This is a genomic window from Goodfellowiella coeruleoviolacea, from assembly GCF_024171785.1.
In the GTDB taxonomy this organism is placed as follows: Bacteria; Actinomycetota; Actinomycetes; order Mycobacteriales; family Pseudonocardiaceae; genus Goodfellowiella; species Goodfellowiella coeruleoviolacea.
In genome coordinates this window covers 227,261-246,399 of sequence record NZ_JAMTCK010000007.1, presented here as the reverse complement: position 1 = coordinate 246,399, position 19,139 = coordinate 227,261, and the positions used below count along the sequence as shown (strand labels likewise).

The window sequence follows — 19,139 nt, the reverse complement described above, 5'->3', positions numbered from 1 at the left end:
ATCTGCGGCCAACGCGGCGGCTCTGCCCTGACCCGGGCTGACCGGGCCGCCAGCGGTCCTGCGGGGCTGGTACCACCCGTGGCGGGGAGCCAAACCCGGGCGAGGGGGATTTGATCGATGTGCCGTGCGCCACGCCGGGGCGCCGGGTGCTACTGGTCGCGCTCGCCGATCCAGTGGCAGAGCAGCAGGCAGACGTCGTCCTCGTGGCTGCCGGCGCCGAGCATGGCGTCGAGCAGCCGCTGGGCCGTGGTTTCCGCGTCCTGGCCGAGCGCCTGGCAGAACGCCTCGGCCAGCCGCCGCACGCCCGAGTCGATGTCGCTGCTGCGGCGTTCGACCAGGCCGTCGGTGTAGAGCAGCAGCGTGGTCGCGGGCGCCAGGTCGACCTGGTGCTCGAAGGCCGGGATGTCCATGGGCACGCCCAGCAGCGGGGCGTGCGCGCCCTGCAGGGCCCGCACCTGGCCGTCGGGTTCGCGCAGCAGCACCGGCAGGTGGCCGGCGCTGGCCCAGCGCAGCACCTGCGCGGCCGGGTCGATCTCCACGGTCACCGCGGTGGCGAACAGCGGGGTGTCCCAGCGCCGCAGCAGCTCGTGCACCAGGCGCAGGGCGTCGGCCGGGCCGTGGCCCTCCATGGCGTAGGCGCGCAGCGTGTTCTGCAGCTTGCCCATGACCACGGCCGCGTCCACGCCGTGGCCGGTGACGTCGCCGACGGTGAGCACCACCCGGCCGTCGGTGCGGGTGAACGCGTCGAACCAGTCGCCGCCCACGTGCACACCCCGGCTGGCCGGCAGGTAGCGCGCGCACATCTCCAGGTCGGGGCGGACCAGCCGGGGCGGCAGCATGGCCTGTTGCAGGGTCTCGGCGAGTTCGCGCTCCCGCTCGTACTCGCGGACGTTGCGCAGCCCCACCGCGGCCCGCTCGGCCACCCGCTGGGCCAGCGCCACCTCGTCGTCGCTGAACGGCTCGTGGTCGCGGCCCAGTTCGAGCACACCGAGCACCTGCGGGCCGGCCACCAGCGGCACCAGCAGCTGGTGGTCCCCGCGCCGCCGCGACGAGCGGCCGACGAACACCTGCCGCACGTCCTCGGCGGGGCTCTCCCCCGGCCGGGTCGGGCAGTGCAGCCCGCCGCCCTGCGGGGTGGGCAGCCACACCGCGCTGCGGGCGGCGAAGCCCCGGTCGCGCAGCACCTCGGCGAACGCGTCCAGCACCTCGGCGCGGTCCAGCGAGGCCGAGGTGGTGCGGGTCACCGCGTCCAGGAAGGACACCTGCTGGCGCTGTTCCTCCAGTTCGGCGTGCAGGGCCAGCAGGCCGGCGTTGGTCTGCGCCAGCTCGGTCTGGTGCCAGCGCAGTTCCTCGCGCTGCCGCTCGATGGTCTCCAGCAGCGGGGCCAGCAGTTCGTCGTCGAGCAGTTCGCTGGGTTGCCGCTCCACCTCGGAGATGTCCAGCGTGGGCGGGTCGCCGTCCAGCCGGACCGACAGCTCGCCGCCGCTGCGGGCCAGGGACCGCAGGTGCGCGGCGGCCTGCGCGATCAGCCTGGCCCTGGTGGTCTCGGTCATGGGCAGGGCGAGCGTCAACCGCACCAGTTCGCGCCTGGCGCTCTCCGCGTCCTCGGCGTTGCGGATGGACCGGTGGAAGACCTTCACGGCGTCCTGCTTCCGCCTGGGGTGCCGCCGGTGGGGTGACTGCCAGCTGGGTGACTGCCAGTGGGGTGGCTGCCGGCTGGGTGGCTGCCGGCGATCGCCAGCACGCACGCGTCGTCACGCCAGCGGGCGTGCTGGCCGAGCACCCAGGCCGCGACCACGGCCGGGTCGTGCTGGAAGATCCCACTCCAGTCGCGGGTGTTCCAGCGTTCCGTGACGCCGTCTGTGTGCATGACCAGCCAGCTTCGTTCCGACCACGGACGCACGGTCTCCACGGCGTTGGCGACCGAGCCGGCGGAACCCACGATGCCCGGGGTGGACACCAGCCGGACCGGGGTGTCGCCGGTTCGAGGGTACAGCCGCGCCGCCACATTTCCGATACCCGCGAAGCGCAGGATCGAGGCCCTCAGGTCGACCTGGGCCACGCCCACGGTGGCGCCCCTGCTGCCGGCCAGCCGCTGGTGCATGGCCCGCAGCAGGTAGACGGGCCGCATCGGGTTGTCGCCGTGGGCGGTGGCCTCGGCCACGGCCCGATCGGCCGCGTCGGCCGCGGCCGGCCCGTGCCCGAGTCCGTCGCAGACCACCGCGGTCACCAGGTGCTCGTGCCGGAACGCGGTCCACCGGTCGCCGCAGGCGGTCTCGCCCGGCGCGGTGAACACCGCGGTGCCCAGGCTCATCCGGGGGCCCAGCGCGGTGTTGTGGCCCCACCTGGCCAGCACCGCGGTGCCCCGGCCCTGGGCGGAGTAGACGTCGAAGGCGTCGGCGGCCCGGCGGACCGCGCCCAGCCCGGCGCCCAGCGTCCCGCCGGTGGAGTAGCCGTCCCGCATGCTGTCGGCGACCCGGCGGATGCCCGGCCCCCGGTCCACGGCCAGCACGTCCAGGTGGCCGGGGCCGGCCTGGACCGCGAGCAGCCCGTCCACGCCGTACTTGAGCAGGTTGCTGGCCAGTTCGGTGGTACCCAGCTCGACCAGGTCGACCACGCGGCCGGACAGCCCGGCCGAGCGCGCGGCGGTGGCCGCCAGCACCCGGGCGCGGCTGACGTGGCTGGGTTCGCGCACCACGACGTCGTCGCGTCTCACCGGCGCCGTCCTCGCCGCGCGGCCGAGCTGATGGTGACCACCGTGCCCCGGTCCGGCCCGGTCTCGATGGCGAAGTGGTCGACCAAACGTTTGGCCCCACCGAGGCCGAGGCCCATGCCGCCCCTGGTGCTGAACCCGTCGGCGAGCGCCTGGTCCACGTCGGCGATGCCGGGCCCGGAGTCGGTGAAGACCATCCGGATGACCGTGCGACCCTGCTGGACGGTCAGCTCCGTGCTGACCTGACCGCCGCCCCCGTGCACCAGGGTGTTGCGGGCCAGTTCGCTGGCCGCGGTGACCAGCTTGGTCTGCTCCACCAGGCTGAAGCCAGCCTCGACCGCTGCTTCGCGGGCAGCCTGACGCACCCGCACGATGTCCATCTCCGAGGACACCTGCACGACCCGGGAAGCCGCGGTCGTGGTCATCAGCCCTGCCTCGTCGGGTAGTTCTCGTCCAGTCTGGTGTCCAGCAGTTCCAGGCCGCGCTCGACCGACAGCGCGGTGGTCATCCCCGGCAGCGTCAGCCCCAGCTCCACCAGCGTGATCGCCACCGCCGGCCGCATCCCGACCAGCACGGTGCGCGCGGCCAGTACCTCGGTGGCCGCCGCGATGTCGCGCAGCGCCCTGGCCAGGAAGGAGTCCACGATATCGACCGAGGAGATGTCGATGATCACCCCGCGGGCGCCGGTCTCGGCCACCCGCTCGGTCAGGTCCTGCTGCAGGGCGAGCACGGTGTCGTCGAGCAACTCCACCTGGATGCTGACCAGCAGCACCCCGCCCAGGTCCAGGACGGGCACCTCACCGACCTGATGCATCCGGTGCTCAACCCCTCTGTGCCGGTGTGACCGAGAGCCCGACCCGGTTCAGCGCGTAGGCGAGCGCGTCGGACAGGCTCGCTCTGGTGGCGACCTCGCCGAGGTCGATGCCCAACTGCACCATGGTCTGGGCGATCTGCGGCCGGATACCGCTGATGATGCACTCCGCCCCCATCAGCCGCGCGGCCATGGCGGTCTTGAGCAGGTGCTGGGCGACCATGGTGTCGACCGCGGGCACCCCGGTGATGTCCAGGATCGCGACCTGGGCCTGCTGGTCCACGATCGCCTGCAGCAGGCTCTCGGTGGCGGCCTGGCTGCGCATGCTGTCCAGGGTGCCGATGAGCGGCACCGCGAGCACGCCCTTCCACAGCTTGATGATCGGGGTGGACATCTCGGCCAGTTGCTGCTGCTGGTGGGCGATGATGTCGGCGCCCTCGGTGACCGCGGTCTCCATCACCACCAGGCGCAGCGTGTCCAGGGCCGCGCTCAGCGCGAGCACGTCCTCGGTGCGCTGCTGGCCCTCGGGCTGTTCGTCCAGCCACAGTCTGAGCACCGGCTCCTTGAGCCAGGTCAGGTTGGCGGTGATCTGCGCCGCGGTGTTGCCCTGCCTGGCCTGCTGCGCGGCCAGCCCGCCGAGCAGCGCGCGGATCTCCTGGAAGGGCTCGGCGGCCGGGTCGTGCAGGTTCCCGGTTTCCACCACGTGGGACAACGCGGTGAGGACGTTCTCACAGTCGGCGCGGACGTCGGCCGCGGCGTCGCCGGCGGCCTCACCGAAGAACCCGGTCTCCACCCAGGATCCGATAATGTCGTCCCGACGACGGTCGAGGAAATCCCGCAGCCGCGCACCGGCTTCGCCGTGTGCCGCGATGATCATGTTCCAACCACTCCAAACCGGTCAGGGCCGTGACTACCGTCGCTTCAGACCGTGGGCGCGTGTGCCGCACCCTCGACTCGGATTTGCTTGTCTTTCAGCAAACATAGGACACCCAGGGGCGGTCCCGCTGGTCGGGGCTGCGCGCCTGGCACCACCGCTGAGCCGGCTCGGACTTGGGCGGATGTTCGCGGACAGTGGTTGGATGGACGACGCCGAACCACGGAATCGGAGTGATATCGACATGACCAACGAGGAACGCACGGAGGCGCTGGAGGCGCCGTCGGTCGCGGTGGGACGGGTGGACGGCACCGAGGGCCTGCTCGCCCTGCACGGGGAGATCGACCACGGCACCGCGTCCCAGATCGACGAGGTGGTGCAGCGGCTGCTGGACGAGGGTGCCACCAGCCTGGTGGTCGACTTCACCGATCTGACCTTCTTCGACTCGGCGTGCCTGAGTTCACTCATCCGCGCGCACACCACCATCACCGAGCGCGGCGGCACCATGACGTTGACCAACGTCAGCCGGCACGCGCGCCGGGTGTTGGACATCACCGGTCTCCTCCCGCTGTTCCAGCTCACCGACGAGAGCGCCTGAGCCGGGGGCCGGGCGTTCCCCCGCGCGGGAAGCCCGGCCCGCGAACCAGTGTCACGTCCCCTGTCCACCGCTCCTCCTGCGCACCGCTGCTGTTGTCCAGTCCTCTTGTCCAGACCGGCTCCGCACCAACCGGATGCCGGCGGTGTTTCACTCCATCGGCGGCACCGGTTTGGTTCGCGGCAGCGCCGGGTATTCACCGCTGGCCCGCTCGGACGGGGCTCGCGGTCGGCCATACCCAGGTTCGACGCGAGCGAACCAGGATCTCGACCGGTGAACAGGAGGATGCCGCGGTGCAGGGCGTGACAGCAGGTGGTCCGAGGGCCGAGGTGTCGTTGCGGCCACGTATCCAGCCCCTTCCGACCATCCTCTTCCGGTATTGCCTGTATCGGCTCAAGCTGGTGACATCGCGCAGATCAAAGGGGGACGTCGGAACGTGTTCCGCGAGATAGCCGCGGGCGAGGACGACGCTGGGAGCATGTCGCGCCCGCAGAAGCCGCGCCGGGACGAGGCCCGACCCAGCGCACCGGGTAGCACCAGGCTCGCTCCCGCGTCTCCGGCGGACGCCACCACCACGCACCTCACCTTCGGCTCCGAGGCTGACGCGGCGAGCCGCGCCAGGCAGGTGCTGACCGAGGTGCTCGCCGGCCTGTCGGTGCCCGCGCCCGCACTGGAGAACGCCCGGCTGGTGATCACCGAGCTGGTCGCCAACGCCCTGATCCACGGCACGGTGCCGTTCGACGTGGAGATCACCACCTGGCCGGGCGCCGCCCTGGTCACCGTGGCCGACACCAACCCCACCCTGCCCGAGCTGCGGCGGGCGCCCAGCACCGAACCGCACGGGCGGGGGCTGGTGATCGTCGACGCGCTCGCCGACGACTGGGGGGTGTCCGGGTCCGCCTCGGGCGGCAAGACCGTGTGGGCGCGGCTGGTCTGGCCGGTCGAGGGCTGAGGCGCCGCGGCGGTCACCACCGCGGCTGTCGGCACCGCCCCGCCCCGCGCGCGGCACCGGTGCGTCCGCTGTCGGCCAGGCGTCTCGCTTGACAGGCGAGGACAGCCCGCTTAGCTTCGACGACAGCGCGGAAAGCGCTTTCCGAACCAGTGCCGGCACCGCTGCCGGCCAGGCCGGCGCCGGAGGGACCCGTGGGCCGTTGGAGTGCACTGCTGGCCACCGGACTCGCCGCGGTCACCGCTCTGGCGGCCGCGCCAGCAGCCCTGGCGGTCCCCGACACCCCGTTCGTCGGCGGTCCGGCCGGGCCCACCGGCTGGGCCAGCGCCGGCACCGGCACCACCGGCGGACTGGGCGCGCCGCCGGAGAACACCTACGTGGTGGGTTCGCGCGCCGAACTCAAGGCCGCGCTGGCCAACCACGGCGACCCCACCGCGCCCAAGCTGATCCACGTGCGGGGCACCATCGAGGGCAACCAGGCCGACGACGGGCGGCTGCTCGGCGAGCAGGACTACGCGCCCGGCTGGAACCTGGACCGGTACCTGGCCTGCTTCGGCCCGGACTTCGCCGCGTGGAGCGACGCCAACCACCCGTGGTGCAAGCAGATGCGCACGCTGCGCACCACCGGGTCGACCAACCAGAAGCAGCAGATCCAGCTGACCGTGCCGAGCAACACCACCCTGGTCGGCCTGGCCGGCGCGGCACTGCACGGCGTGTACCTCACGATCAACACCGGCACGAACATCATCGTCCGCAATCTCCACCTGGAAGCGCCGGTCGACCACTTCCCCAGCTGGGACCCTGGCGACGGCGACGGCGCGTGGAACGCCCGGTTCGACGCGCTGTCCATCGTGACCGGGCGCAACGTCTGGATCGACCACTGCACGTTCACCGACGGCCGGTTCCCCAACTCCGCCGCGCCCACCGGGCCGCACGGCAGACCGGTGGAGCGGCACGACGGCCTGCTCGACATGGAGGACGCCACCGACTACGTCACCGTGTCGCACAACCGGTTCGTGGACCACGAGAAGACGATCCTGATCGGCTCCGGCGACGGCAAGGGCGACCGCGACCGCGGGCACCTGCGGATCACCCTGCACGACAACCTGTTCGCCAACACCGCGCAGCGCAGTCCGCGCGTCCGGTTCGGCCAGGTGCACAGTTACAACAACTACTTCGTCGGCGCGGTCGACGACGCCGACTACCCCATGCGCAGCCAGGCCCTGGGCGGGGAGAGCTACTTCCTCGGCGTGGGCGTGGAAGCCAAGCTGGTGTCCGAGTACAACGCGTTCGACTACGTCGGCCGGGGCGCGTCGGCGGACATCACCGTGGCCAACTTCCACGGCTACCAGTTCGTGGACCTCGGGTCCTGGTTCAACGGCCGGCCAGCGGACGTGACCGGCGTCGCCAGGGACAAGTTCGCCGCGGCCAGGGCGGCGGCGCTGGCCGACGCCGCCGCGAACGGCACCCCACCGCCCGAGTGGGCCACCCACGAGTTCACCACCGACGTGGGCTGGACGCCGGCCGGCGTCTACCGGTACACGCCGCTGCAGTCGGCGCTGGCCGTCCGGGTCGCGGTGCTGGCCAACGCCGGCGCGGGCCGGCTCCGGGTGGTCCCGCCCGGCCGGTGAGGCGGGCAACGGCCCCGGCCCCGGCCCCTGCTACGACTGCGGCCCCGGCTACGGCTGCGGCTGGTCGCCGGTCCTGATCTGGGTGCCCTGCGCGGACAGCAGCCGCCAGCCCGAGGCGGTGTCGTCCGCCGACCGGGTGAAGACGTGGGTGTAGCGGCTGCCCGCGTGGAACGCGGCGCCGGCGGGTCCGGTGAACTCCATCGCGGTCCGGCCCACCACCACGCCGACCTCGCCGACCCGGCGCACGACCGCCTCCTCGGGGAAGGAGCGCACCTCGGGGAAGGCCACCTCACCCGACCGCACCAGGGCGAGCAGGTCCGCACGGGTGGCGACCGCGCCGCTGTCCACCGCGACGATCAGGAAGTCCTCGGCGAGGATCCGGTCGAGCTGGTCGTGGTCGGCGGCGGTGAGCGCGGCGAAGAACCGGCGGTCCGTGTCGAGCAGGGCGTCCCGGTCGGCCGGACCGGCCAGTGTGCTGGTCATGCTGCGGTGTCCTCTCCTGGTGCCCACCCGGTGCCCACCGCGCTGGGTGACGCGGCCGGCACCGCGCCCGGTGGCGGGGGTCGGCGTGGCGCCGACCCGGGGTGTGGTGGGCACGGTAGGCCCTGTCGTCGACGTCAACACCAGCCCGGGCGCCGCGGTCCCGGTGTGGGTTCGATCACCCGAACGGCCCTGCCTGACGTGTCAACTCGCGGGGTTTGCAAAGTCGACTCGCGGGGTTTGGGGGGCGAGCAGGGCCAGTTCGGGGAAGTGGGCGAGGTAGCCGTCCAGGATGCGCTCGGCCAGTTGGAACGAGTTCACCACCGGGTGCAGCGCGATCGCCCGCAGCGCGGCGTCGCGCGAGCCCGTGGTGGCGGCCTCGATGGTGGCCCGCTCCACCGCCTTGACCGTGCGCATCAGGCCGGCCGCGTGCTCGGGGACCGCGCCCACCGCCACGGGCACCGCGCCGTTGGCGCCCACCAGGCAGGGCACCTCGACCACGGCCTCGGTGTCCAGGTCGGGCAGGGCCGAGCGGTTGCGCACGTTGAGCACGTGCACGCTGCGCTCGTTGTGGGCGATCGCCGCCATCAGGTCCAGGGCCACGCCCTCGTAGCCGCCGCCGGTGACGTCGGCGGCGTTGCGCTCGCCAACGCCGGCGGCGGCCAGCTCGTCGCGCAGGTAGCTCACCTCGCGCTCCTGCCGGTAGCGGATCCACAGCGGCAGGGCGTTGTCCGGGTCCTCGGCCACCGCCCGGTAGAAGCGGGACTGCTGGTCCAGCAGGAACTCGCCGCGGGTGTTGGGCGCGGTGCTGATCGCGTTGACCGCGTCGGTGGTCCGGTAGAAGTAGTACAGGTACTCGTTGGGGACCATGCCCAGTGAGGACAGCCACGGCCCGAACATCTCGCCCTCCTCGAAGGAGGCCAGCGCGGCCGGGTCGGTGAACAGCTCGGGCAGCCGGTCGCGTCCGCCCACGTGGGCGCCGCGCAGCCAGCCGAGGTGGTTGAGCCCGAAGTAGTCGAACCACACCAGTTCCGGGTCCACGCCCAGCGCCCTGGCCACCCGGCGGCACAGCCCCAGGGGCGAGTCGCAGATGCCGATCACCCGGTCGCCGAGCACCCGGCTCATCGCCTCGGTGACCACGCCGACCGGGTTGGTGAAGTTGATGACCCACGCGTCCGGCGCCTGTTCCAGCACGGTGCGCGCCACCTGGAGCGCGACCGGCAGGGTGCGCAGCGCGTAGCAGATGCCGCCGGGGCCCACGGTCTCCTGGCCCAGCACGCCCTGGGCCAGCGCGACCCGTTCGTCCACGGTCCGGCCGCGCAGCCCGCCCACCCGGATCGCGGAGAACACGAAGTCGGCCCCGCGCACCGCCTCGGCCAGGTCCGTGGTGGCGCGCACCCGGGGCGCGTCGGGCCGGCCGTCGGCCAGTTGGGCGAGCACCCGCCCGATCGCGGCCATCCGGTCCTCGTCGATGTCGTGCAGCACCACCTCGTGCACGCCCAGGCCGGCCCCAGCGGCGCCACCGTCCACACCGGACCTGTTCCGATCCAGCAGCGCCCGGTAGACCAGGGGAACCCGAAAACCGCCACCGCCGAGGATCGTCAGCTTCATGTCACCCACTCTCCCACGGGCGGACCGGAAAACGCTGTGGGCCCTGTGGGTGGTGCTCGCCGTTTCCGATGGCGGCGGCCGAATTCCTGGGGTTCTCTTGACGTCAGCGAAAACGCGTGGCCAGGTGGTCTCCTCCGGGCACGCCGCTCAGAGGAGAACACGGTGAGCACACCGACTGGGGATCAGCACACCACCGACCCGTTGGCGGTCTGCCCGTGGGACGACCGCTGGCACGCCCTGGTTCCCGCCCCGCGCGACCGGGACGTGCGGCCCCGGCGGGTCACGGTGGCGGCCGGACAGGTGAGCGGGTGCGCGGACGTGGTCACCGGAACCGGTCCGCTGGTGCTGCGCTGCGCCGCCGCCGACCAGCCGGCCAGGGCCGTGGTCGACTTCGGCGTCGAGGTGAGCGGCTACCCCTGGTTCTCCTTCGCCGCCGGCGATCGGCCGAGCCAGGCCATGCTGCGCGCCGGCTACAGCGAGTCCCTGCGCTACCTGGGGCCGGACGGCGACCTGACCGTGCCCGAGCCCCGGGTGGCCGGCAACCCGGCACGGGTGGAGCGCTACCGGGTCAGCGGTCCCGGCCTGGTGCGGCAGCGCTTCCTGCAGGGCGGGTTCCGCTACCAGATGCTGTCCGTGGAGACCCCGGGCGACGAGGTGGCCATCGCCGCCCTGGGCGTGTGGTACACCCCGTACCTGGGCACACCGGACACCTACGCCGGCCACTTCCTCTGCTCGGACGAGCTGCTCAACAGGATCTGGTACGCCGGGGTGCACACGCTGCACCTGAACATGGTCGAGCCGGGCGAGCAGGCCGGCTACTGGGCGGTGCTGGACGGCGCCCTGGACGTGCGCGACACCTGGACCGACTACAACGCCAGCCCGATCGGCCTGCTGCGCACCGGCGAGCACTGGACCGACGTGGACGTCCGGTTCCACGCCAGGGTCGAGTCGGGCCGGCTGAACTGGGTGGTGCGCGGCCGCGGCCCGGGCACCGGCCTGCTGCTGGGCGTGGCCACGCACGCCGGCCGCTCCTGGCTGACCGTGGAGATCCAGTTCGATGTGGACGTCGACGCCTGCCGGGAGCTGACCCGGCTGCGCCTGCCCGAGCAGCTGTGCCCCGGCCAGTGGCAGGAGATCCGCACCCTGGTGTGCGGCACGGTGCTCACCGTGTCGGTGGCCGGCGGCCAGCCGGTCAGCGTGGACCTGGCCACGCTCGACCTGTCCCCGGCCGAGCGGCGCGCGGTGGCCGCGGGCACCGTCGGGTTCTGCGCCCGGCCGGGCGACGCCGCGGCGTTCCGCGCGCTGACCGTCACCCAGCCGGGGCCGCCGGCGGTGGTGCTGGCGAACATGCCGCTGGCCGCGCCCGAGGAGCTGGCCGCCTTCGACCCGCCCGGCACGGTCCGGCTGCCGCTGATCACCGACGGCCAGAAGCGCGACCGCCTGGTGTGGCAGGGCGACAACATGGTGGCCGGGCGGACCCTGCTGGTCAGCAGCGAGGCCATCGCGCACGTGCGGGAGTCCATCCGGCTGCTCGGCAGCCACCAGCTGGCCAGCGGCTACGTCCCGGCCAACGCCAACCCGGCGGCGACACCGCGCACCAGGCTGTCGCCGAGGACCACCGAGACCGTGCGCTACCCGTCGGCCTCCTACTCCCTGTACACGGTGCTCAACCTGCACGACTACTGGTGGCACACGGCGGATCTGGGGTTCGTGGCCGAGTGCTGGCCGATGATCTGCGCCGAGCTGGCCTGGAACGAGAGCCGCACCGGCCCGGACGGGCTGCTGCGCACCGACGAGCGCGACGGCATGGGCTGGCGCTACGCCCTGGTGTGCGGCACGCCCAGCTACGAGAACGTGGTGTACGCGCACGCGCTGCGCTGTGCCGCCGAGCTGGCCGACGAACTGGGCCAGCACGCGCTGGCCAGCCAGTGGACCGAGGCGGCCGAGGCGGTCACCACCGCGCTGGACGCGCTGCTGTTCGACCCGGACAGCGGGCTGTACGAACTCAGCGCCGAGCAGCGCGGCCACACCGTGCTGGACGCGAACGCCAGCGCGGTGCACTACGGGCTGCTCTCCGGTGACCGGGGCGACCGGGCGCTGGACACCCTGCTGTCCAGATTGGACAGTCCAGGTGGGACGCGTTCGATCGGCGATCCGGTGCCGGACGGCCAGTTCCCCACGATCGGTCCGATGATGAACGGCGTGCTGGTGTGGGCACTGGCCGACCAGGGCCGCACCACCGAGGCGCTGCGGCTGATCCGGTCGGGCTGGGGGCCGATGGTGACCGGCGATCCCGGCATGACCGTGTGGGAGGTGCTGTGGCGGGACGGTGGCCTGGCCACGCCGGGCATCAACCACGGTGGCGGCGGCAACACCAGCCTGGCCCACCCGTGGGCGTCCGGCCCCACGTTCGCGCTGTCCCGGTACGTGCTGGGGGTGCGCGCGCTGGCCCCCGGCTACCAGCGGTGGCTGGTGTGCCCCCAGTTCGGTGACCTGAGCTGGGCCCGGGGTGAGGTGCCCACCCCGCACGGCCCGGTGCGGGTGCGCTGGGCCAGGCAGGCGCGCCGGCTGGCCGTGGAGGTGGAGAGCCCGCCGGGCACCACCGGCGCGGTGTCCCTCGGGCCGATCGAGCCGGGTGCGGTGGCCCGGTGGAACGGCGAGGTGGTCTTCCCGGAGCCGGCCGGCCGGTCGCTGCGGCTGGGCGTGGCCGGGCCCGGCGTGCACCGGTTCGAACTGGGTTGACCAGTCCCCCACCCGGACAGTCCCCCACCGGTCAGTCCCCGCCAGGAGAGTCCCCCGCCCGGTCAGTCCCCACCCGGACAGTTCCCCACCCGGTCAGTCCCCGCCCGCCTCAGGGCCGCCGGGGCGGCAGCCGGTGCAGGGTGACCTGGTCCAGCTGGCCACCGCTGGCCACGGCGGTCAGGTAGGTGCAGGCCGGCTGGCGTCGGCGGTCGGTGGGCGAGCCGGGGTTGAGCAGGCGCAGCCCGGTCTCGGCGACGCTGTCCCAGGGGATGTGGCTGTGCCCGAACACCAGCACGTCCACGTCCGGGAACCGGCTGGCGCAGCGCTGTTCCCGGCCCTTGGCCGGCCCGGTCTCGTGCACCACCGCGAACCGCACCCCGCCCAGCTCCACCCTGGCCACCTCGGGCAGCCGGGCGGCCAGGTCCGGCCCGTCGTTGTTGCCCACCACACCGACCAGCCGGTCGCACCGGGCCTCGATCGCGTCGAGCAGGTCGACCGCCACCCAGTCGCCGGCGTGGATCACCACGTCGGCCCGGTCGATCTCGGCCCACACCGGCGCGGGCAGGTCCCTGGCCCGGTTCGGCACGTGCGTGTCGGCGATCAGCAGCAGGCGCATGGCGCCAGTGTCACCACACCGCCCCGGGTGCGCCAGCGACGGGCGCGGGCACACCCGGGCGGCGCGGCCTCAGCGCACGTACACGTTGGGGCGGGCCACCGCGGCCATACCGGCCCCGATGAAGTAGCTCGGGTGCGGCGGCTGGTTGTAGGCGGTGTTCTGCCAGGCGACCGCCACCCGGTACTGCGGGTCCTGCATCAGGCTGGGCAGGCTGATGCTGGTGGCGTCGGTGGTGCTGTAGATGCGCAGCGCCGAGCTGTTGGAGGTGCGCCACACCACCTCCTCCCGCCAGTCGCCGAGGATGTCGGCGGACAGCGCGGGCGTGGCCTTGGTGCCGTTGTTGGACGCCACCCCCGACCCGGTCAGCAGCCGGGTGTCGCCGCTGGTGCCGTACTTGTCGATGTGGGTGTCGTCGAGCAGCTCGCGCACGGCGTCCCCGTCCCACCAGACCAGGAAGTTGATGGACGAGGGCTTGCGGCCGATGGCCGCGCCCGAGGTGTTGCGCAGGCTGCCGTCCCGGGCCGACCAGGACTCGGCACCGGCGCTGCCCGCGTAGATGTCGCCGGACACGCCCCGGCCGTTGTCCCCGCCCGAGTCGGTCCGCCAGAGGATCTGGCCGGTGCGCGCGTCGGCCATCCAGGACCCGGGCTTGCTGGCGTCCTCGTCCACCTTGAACTCCTCCAGCCCGGGCCGGCTGGGGATGAGGTCGCCGACGTGCATGGCGTCGCCGTGGCCCATGCCGGTGTTCCACAGGCCGTAGCCGTTGTCGTCCACGGCCATGGCGCCGTAGACGATCTCGTCCCTGCCGTCGTCGTCCACGTCGGCCACGGACAGGTTGTGGTTGCCCTGCCCCTCCCAGGCCTTGCCGTTGGTGGAGCTGTTGCTGTCAAAGGTCCACCGGCGGGTCAGCGTGCCGTTGCGGAAGTCCCACGCCGAGATCACCGACCGGGTGTAGTAGCCGCGGGCCTCGATCAGGCTGGGCCGCGACCCGTCCAGGTAGGCGGTGGCGGCCAGGAACCGGTCCACCCGGTTGCCGTAGCTGTCCCCCCAGTTGGCCACGGTGCCCCTGGCCGGCACGTAGTCCACTGTGGACATCGCGGCGCCGGTCCGGCCGTTGAACATGGTCAGGTACTCGGGGCCGCTGAGGATGTAGCCGCTGCTGTTGCGGTGGTCGGCGCTGGCGTTGCCGATGACCTTGCCGGTGCCGTCGACCGTGGCGTCCGCGGTCTTCATGGCGACCTCGGCCTGGCCGTCGCCGTCGTAGTCGTAGACCTGGAACTGGGTGTAGTGCGCGCCGGCCCGGATGTTGCGGCCCAGGTCGATGCGCCAGAGCCGGGTGCCGTTCAGCTTGTAGGCGTCCACGTACACGTTGCCGGTGACCCCGGACTGGGAGTTGTCCTTGGCGTTGGACGGGTCCCACTTCACCACGAACTCGTACTGGCCGTCGCCGTCCAGGTCGCCGACGCTGGCGTCGTTGGCCGAGTAGGTGTAGCCGCTGCCGGCGGACGGCACCTGCAGCGGCACGTCCCGGTAGCTGGCGAAGGGCACGGCCGCCGCGGACGCCAGCGCCTCGACGCCGCCGGTGACCGCGCGCACCGTGTAGGTGGCGCCGGCCGGCGCGCCGCGGTCGAGGAAGTTGGTCACGCCGACCGGCTCGGCGGTCACCCGGACGCCGTCCCGGTACACGGTGAACGTGACGCCGTCGGGGTCGCTGGCCAGCAGCCGCCAGCTGAGGAAGTTGGCGTCGCCGACGCGGTTGCTGATCAGGCCGCGGTCGAGGTTCTCCACCTGGCGCGGGCCGAGGGCCGCGGTCGCCCCCGCGGTGGCGCCACCGGCCCGGACCTGGTCGGGCTGGGCCGACGCCGAGGTCACGCCGACGGCGCTGGCGGCCAGCACCGAGGCGGTGAGGGTGAGGATCGCGGTGCTGCGGAGCGGCCGTCGCGGTGCGACGGGCGGGCGCGGGCGGGTCTTGTCGTCTGTCACTGACCGGGCTCCTTCGGGCGGTGAGCAACGCTGGCGGACACTGGTCCTTCTCGGAAGCGCGCTCTCTTCGCCCAACACCCGTCCGGGGCCGCGGTCGGCGCCGGACGCGGTGGACGCGGCAGCACGATTCAAACAACGGCGGTGACGCAGCGTCAAGGTCCACCCGGCGCAGCGCGCGGCAGCCGACCGGCCCGCCGGACCACCGCGAGCACACCGGCCCCGCCCATCACCACCAGTGACCGCGCCGCGTTGACGTTCACCCGTTTGCCGAGTCAGTCCCGGCCCGAACCCCACCCAGCGGCCGGACCGTCCGCACTCCGCGTCGCCAAGGAACACGAATGTGGTCGTACGGGTGAGTTTGTGGGCCGTTCGGGTTGCGGTGTTGGCCTGGCCTTCCCCGGGTCTGCTGTGATGGGCCGCGGAGCACAGTGATCTTCGCCAGGGGATCTGCACCGGGCGATCTTCACCAGGGGATCTTCACCAGGAACTGGAGAGGCGCGATGGCCCGAGGGACGTTTCGGCTGGGGTACGAGAAGCTGTTCAACCAGCTGGACAGCAACAACGACAACGTGCTTGTCGAGGCCGACTTCACGGCACTGGCACAGCGCATCTGCACCGAGTTCGCCGTGGCGGCGCAGTCCGCCCGCGGCGAGGAGGTGCGCCAGCGGCTGGAGCGGATCTGGCAGGCCATCCAGCAGCACGCCGACGCCGACGGCAACCAGGGCGTGAGCCGGCGCGAGTGGGTGACCGCCGCGCGCGACCCGGAGTTCGTGCTGTCCTCGGCCGCGCCCGCCGCCATGACCATCTTCGACCTGGCCGACCACGACGGCGACGGCCGGCTCGACCGGCAGGAGTTCACCCTGCTGCAACGCTGCCTCGGCAGTTCCGACGCCGAGTCGGTGGAGGCGTTCGGCACCCTGGACGCCGACGGCGACGGCTACATCACCAAGAGCGAGTACGCCGACGCCGCCGTGGACTACTTCCAGGCCTGACCACTGCCCCGGCCGGGGCCAGGGCGGCGCGTCACAGCGGGATGTTGCCGTGCCGGCCCCGGTTGGCCGGGGCCGAGGCGAACGCCTCGGCCAGCCGCTGCCGGGTGTGCGCCGGGTCGATCACCTCGTCGACCACGCCCATGGCCAGCGCCCGGCCCACCCCGCCGGACTGCCGCTCGTGCTCCTCGATCAGCCGCTGGCGCAGCGCGTCCCGCTCGTGGTCGGCCGCTGCCGCCAGCGCCTTGCGGTGCAGCACGTTCACCGCCGCCTCCGCGCCCATCACCGCGACCTCCGCTCCCGGCCAGGCGTAGACCTTGGTCGCGCCGAGCGAGCGGGAGTTCATCGCGATGTAGGCGCCGCCGTAGGACTTGCGGGTCACCAGGGTGACCCTGGGCACCACCGACTCGGCGAAGGCGTGCAGCAGCTTGGCGCCGCGCCGCACCACGCCACCCCACTCCTGGCCGACCCCGGGCAAATAGCCCGGCACGTCCACCACGACCAGCAGCGGCACCCCGAACGCGTCGCACAGCCGGACGAACCGCGCGGCCTTCTCCGCGGACAGCGAGTCCAGGCAGCCGCCCTTGCGCAGCGGGTTGTTGGCCAGCACGCCGATGCTGCGGCCGGCCAGCCGGCCGAAGCCCACCACCATGTTGGGCGCCCACCTGGCCTGGATCTCCTCGAACCCGCCGCCGTTCTCGTCGCCGTCCACCAGCTCGCGCACCAGTGGGCGCACGTCGTAGGCCCGCTTGGGCGAGTCGGGCAGCAGCTCCCTGGGGTTGCGGCCGGTGCCAACCGCGGCCGGGTCGAACGCGCCGGGCCGGGCCAGCAGGTCCACGACGCGCCGGGCGTGCTGGTAGGCCTCGGCCTCGGAGCCCACGGTCACGTGGGCCACGCCGGAGCGCCGCCCGTGCGCGTCGGTTCCGCCGAGCCCCTCCATGTCGATCTGCTCGCCGGTGACCGTGCGCACCACGTCCGGGCCGGTCACGAACAGCCGGCCGGCCTCGCACATGATCACCAGGTCGGTCAGGGCCGGGCCGTAGGCCGCGGCACCGGCGGCCGGGCCGAGCACCACCGAGATCTGCGGCACCCGGCCCGAGGCCCTGGTCATGGCCGCGAACATCCGGCCGACCCCGTCCATCGACTCGACGCCGTCGGCCAGCTTCGCCCCACCGGAGTGCCACAGGCCGATCACCGGGCAGTCGTGCCGCACGGCCGCGTCAATGGCCTCGATGATCAGGTCCGCCTCGGCGGCGCCGAGCGCGCCGCCCATCCTGCTGCCGTCCGTGCAGTAGGCGATCACCTCGTTGCCGTTGATCCGCCCGCGCACGATCCGCACCCCACCGGCGCTCCAGGACTCGGTGTCCTCGGCCGGGTTGAGCGGCCGGATCGAGTTGAGGTCCAGCAGCTGCCCCAGCCGGACCACGGGGGCCCGGTGGTCCTGCCCGCTGTCACCGGGGCCGACGTGCGGCTGGGCGGTCAACACCGTCATGCTTCTCTACCCCTCACGGGAGTTCCCATTCAGTGGGAAACGAACATCGCGACCACGAGGACACAATTCCTGAATTCGACAGGGTCGGGATGAATAATAGTGATCAGCGCACCCCGAAACCAACCCCTAGTTCACCCCTGCCCGTCCCCTAATCGACAGGAATTTTCCTCCGGTTCACCGAACCGAACCAATCCGATTACTGCGAGTCGACCACAGCGGCACTGGTTACCTGGGAGTACACCACGTCAGGCCACGACTTCCCGGATTCACCGGCACCCGCCGCGTTATCCGGAAATCACTCGCCGACATATACCACAGCAGCGCTTCCCGAACTTCCCCAGAACCACCGGAGAACCGACGCGAAACGCGAACTCAGGCCGTTCCGGTGAGGGTGTTGAACGGGACGCGCACGGTCACCCGCTCCCGCAGCTGCTCGCTGATCAACCACAGCTCGCCGGTGGCCGGCCAGTAGGACAGGTTCTGGCTGTTGACCGGTGCCTGGCCGGCCAGCCGGAAGGTGGACACCCCGCCGACCCCGCCGTGCAGGCAGGAGGGCCGGTCCACGCCGGTCTGCCCCGCGTACTCCGGACACACCCCGGTGATCACGAAGTACCCGTCGCGGGCCACCGCGCCCTGCATCCCCCACACCGGCGAGGTGAACCCCTCCACGGCGTGCACCAACTGGTCGGAACTGACCTTGAGCAGCCCGGTGCCCGGGTCCATCGGCCAGCGCACGACCCGGCCGCCGCCCTTGGCGCTGTGCTCGACGGTGATCAGCGAGCCGTCGCCGGTGTGGTCCACGGCCAGGCTGGACAGGCACGGGTGGGCGCCGGTGAGGCTGGCGCAGCCGACCCCACCCGGGTACCAGTAGGCGTTGACCTGCGGCAGGGCAAAGGCGTGGTAGCGGGCGTGGTACTTGCCGTCCGAGCCGAGCCCCACCTGGGCGGTGCTGGTGTCCACGGCCCACAGGTGGCGCACGTCGAACACCCGGATCAGGCTGCCGCTGGTGGCCACGAACAGCAGGTTGCCCGACCAGGCCAGGCCGTGGCCGTGCCCGGCGACCGCCTTGAAAGTGGTGTCCGAGGAGGGTTCCACCAGCAGCACGTGCCGGTAGGTCATCCGGTTCGGGTCGGTGATGTCCACGAAGGACACCCGGATGAAGTCGTCGTTGCCGTCGTGCCAGTCGGCCACCACGACGCGCCGGCCACCCACCGTGCCGGTGGCCGGGTTGGCGTCGCCGGAGCCGCTGACGCCCTGCGGGATCCAGACGTTCTCGTCGTCGTCCTCGCCGTCCTGCCAGCAGAACCCCTTGGGGTTGAGCGCGCTGGCCAGGTAGGTGGCGTGGCACAGCGGGCGGGCCGTGCGGTTGGCCGAGGCGAGCACGTCGGCCACGCCGCGCGGGGCCAGCTGGGCGTTGCGCTCCAGCGCGGCGATCCGCTTGCCGTAGGTGTCGGCCACCGACCCAGGGGTGAGCCGGTAGGAGTCCACTGTGGACGCGTCAATGCGCGGGAACGCCGCTGCGGCGGCGGCCGGCCCGGCACCGGCCACCAGGCCGGCGAGCAGCACGCCGAGCACCGCCAGCAGTGCGATCCACCCGGTTGATCTGGCTCGGACAGCCACCAGCACGCTCGCCACCTCCGTCGGAGAACCCAC

General features: G+C 72.6%; 16 protein-coding genes. 5 read left to right on the top strand and 11 right to left on the bottom strand.

Translation table 11 applies throughout. The features are described 5' to 3' along the window. Positions 1 to 149: 149 nt before the first annotated feature. Genes LX83_RS17070 through LX83_RS17050 form a run of 5 tightly spaced genes read right to left on the bottom strand, consistent with a single transcriptional unit; the run spans position 150 to position 4,401 of the window. Positions 150 to 1,640, bottom strand: coding sequence for a PP2C family protein-serine/threonine phosphatase (locus LX83_RS17070; protein ID WP_253772453.1), 1,491 nt, complete (start codon positions 1,638 to 1,640; stop codon positions 150 to 152). Next, positions 1,637 to 2,716, bottom strand: a complete 1,080-nt coding sequence (locus LX83_RS17065; RefSeq protein WP_253772451.1) for a SpoIIE family protein phosphatase — start codon at positions 2,714 to 2,716, stop codon at positions 1,637 to 1,639. Before LX83_RS17065 ends, LX83_RS17070 begins: the two co-directional genes overlap by 4 nt. Beyond that, positions 2,713 to 3,138 carry an anti-sigma regulatory factor gene (locus LX83_RS17060; protein WP_253772449.1) on the bottom strand — a complete coding sequence of 142 codons (426 nt, stop codon included), beginning with the start codon at positions 3,136 to 3,138 and terminating at the stop codon, positions 2,713 to 2,715. Before LX83_RS17060 ends, LX83_RS17065 begins: the two co-directional genes overlap by 4 nt. After that, entirely contained in the window at positions 3,138 to 3,527 is a 390-nt protein-coding gene (locus tag LX83_RS17055) for an STAS domain-containing protein (RefSeq protein WP_253772447.1), read from the bottom strand. Before LX83_RS17055 ends, LX83_RS17060 begins: the two co-directional genes overlap by 1 nt. A gap of 7 nt (positions 3,528 to 3,534) precedes the next feature. Further along, on the bottom strand, positions 3,535 to 4,401 hold the full coding sequence (locus tag LX83_RS17050; RefSeq protein WP_253772445.1) for an STAS domain-containing protein: 867 nt from the start codon (positions 4,399 to 4,401) through the stop codon (positions 3,535 to 3,537). Between the two features lie 241 nt (positions 4,402 to 4,642). On the opposite strand from LX83_RS17050, the gene LX83_RS17045 reads away from it, so the two are divergent. The 3 genes from LX83_RS17045 (at position 4,643) to LX83_RS17035 (ending at position 7,573) form a co-directional block, all read left to right on the top strand. Next, a complete protein-coding gene (locus LX83_RS17045) occupies positions 4,643 to 4,996 on the top strand; it encodes an STAS domain-containing protein (RefSeq protein WP_253772443.1) in 354 nt (117 codons plus the stop codon). Between the two features lie 475 nt (positions 4,997 to 5,471). After that, positions 5,472 to 5,945, top strand: a complete 474-nt coding sequence (locus tag LX83_RS17040; protein WP_253772441.1) for an ATP-binding protein — start codon at positions 5,472 to 5,474, stop codon at positions 5,943 to 5,945. Positions 5,946 to 6,136: 191 nt separating this feature from the next. Further along, the gene (locus tag LX83_RS17035; protein ID WP_253772439.1) at positions 6,137 to 7,573 is read left to right on the top strand and encodes a pectate lyase family protein; all 1,437 of its coding nucleotides are present in this window, start codon (positions 6,137 to 6,139) and stop codon (positions 7,571 to 7,573) included. 48 nt (positions 7,574 to 7,621) lie between these two features. Here LX83_RS17035 and LX83_RS17030 read toward each other — a convergent pair whose 3' ends face one another. Next, complete coding sequence (locus LX83_RS17030) at positions 7,622 to 8,056, bottom strand: DUF4440 domain-containing protein (RefSeq protein ID WP_253772437.1); 435 nt, start codon at positions 8,054 to 8,056, stop codon at positions 7,622 to 7,624. A gap of 201 nt (positions 8,057 to 8,257) precedes the next feature. Beyond that, positions 8,258 to 9,664, bottom strand: a complete 1,407-nt coding sequence (locus tag LX83_RS17025) for a 6-phospho-beta-glucosidase (protein WP_253772435.1) — start codon at positions 9,662 to 9,664, stop codon at positions 8,258 to 8,260. Positions 9,665 to 9,826: 162 nt separating this feature from the next. Here LX83_RS17025 and LX83_RS38425 point away from each other — a divergent pair, with 162 nt between their 5' ends. Then, positions 9,827 to 12,406 (top strand): alpha-L-rhamnosidase C-terminal domain-containing protein, encoded by a 2,580-nt coding sequence (locus LX83_RS38425; RefSeq protein ID WP_253772433.1) that lies wholly within the window; start codon positions 9,827 to 9,829, stop codon positions 12,404 to 12,406. A gap of 109 nt (positions 12,407 to 12,515) precedes the next feature. Here LX83_RS38425 and LX83_RS17015 read toward each other — a convergent pair whose 3' ends face one another. Both LX83_RS17015 and LX83_RS17010 read right to left on the bottom strand, forming a co-directional pair. Further along, positions 12,516 to 13,022: a metallophosphoesterase family protein gene (locus LX83_RS17015; RefSeq protein ID WP_253772431.1), complete on the bottom strand. Its 507-nt coding sequence runs from the start codon at positions 13,020 to 13,022 to the stop codon at positions 12,516 to 12,518. Positions 13,023 to 13,091: 69 nt separating this feature from the next. After that, positions 13,092 to 15,005 (bottom strand): rhamnogalacturonan lyase, encoded by a 1,914-nt coding sequence (locus LX83_RS17010; RefSeq protein WP_308203992.1) that lies wholly within the window; start codon positions 15,003 to 15,005, stop codon positions 13,092 to 13,094. A gap of 500 nt (positions 15,006 to 15,505) precedes the next feature. Between LX83_RS17010 and LX83_RS17005 the strand changes: the two genes are divergently transcribed. Then, positions 15,506 to 15,997 carry an EF-hand domain-containing protein gene (locus LX83_RS17005; protein WP_253772429.1) on the top strand — a complete coding sequence of 164 codons (492 nt, stop codon included), beginning with the start codon at positions 15,506 to 15,508 and terminating at the stop codon, positions 15,995 to 15,997. A 31-nt stretch (positions 15,998 to 16,028) separates the two neighbouring features. Here the strand turns inward: LX83_RS17005 and LX83_RS17000 are convergent, their stop codons facing one another. Beyond that, positions 16,029 to 17,486, bottom strand: coding sequence for an acyl-CoA carboxylase subunit beta (locus tag LX83_RS17000; RefSeq protein WP_253772425.1), 1,458 nt, complete (start codon positions 17,484 to 17,486; stop codon positions 16,029 to 16,031). Positions 17,487 to 17,858: 372 nt separating this feature from the next. Further along, positions 17,859 to 19,139 (bottom strand): LVIVD repeat-containing protein, encoded by a 1,281-nt coding sequence (locus tag LX83_RS16995; protein ID WP_253772423.1) that lies wholly within the window; start codon positions 19,137 to 19,139, stop codon positions 17,859 to 17,861.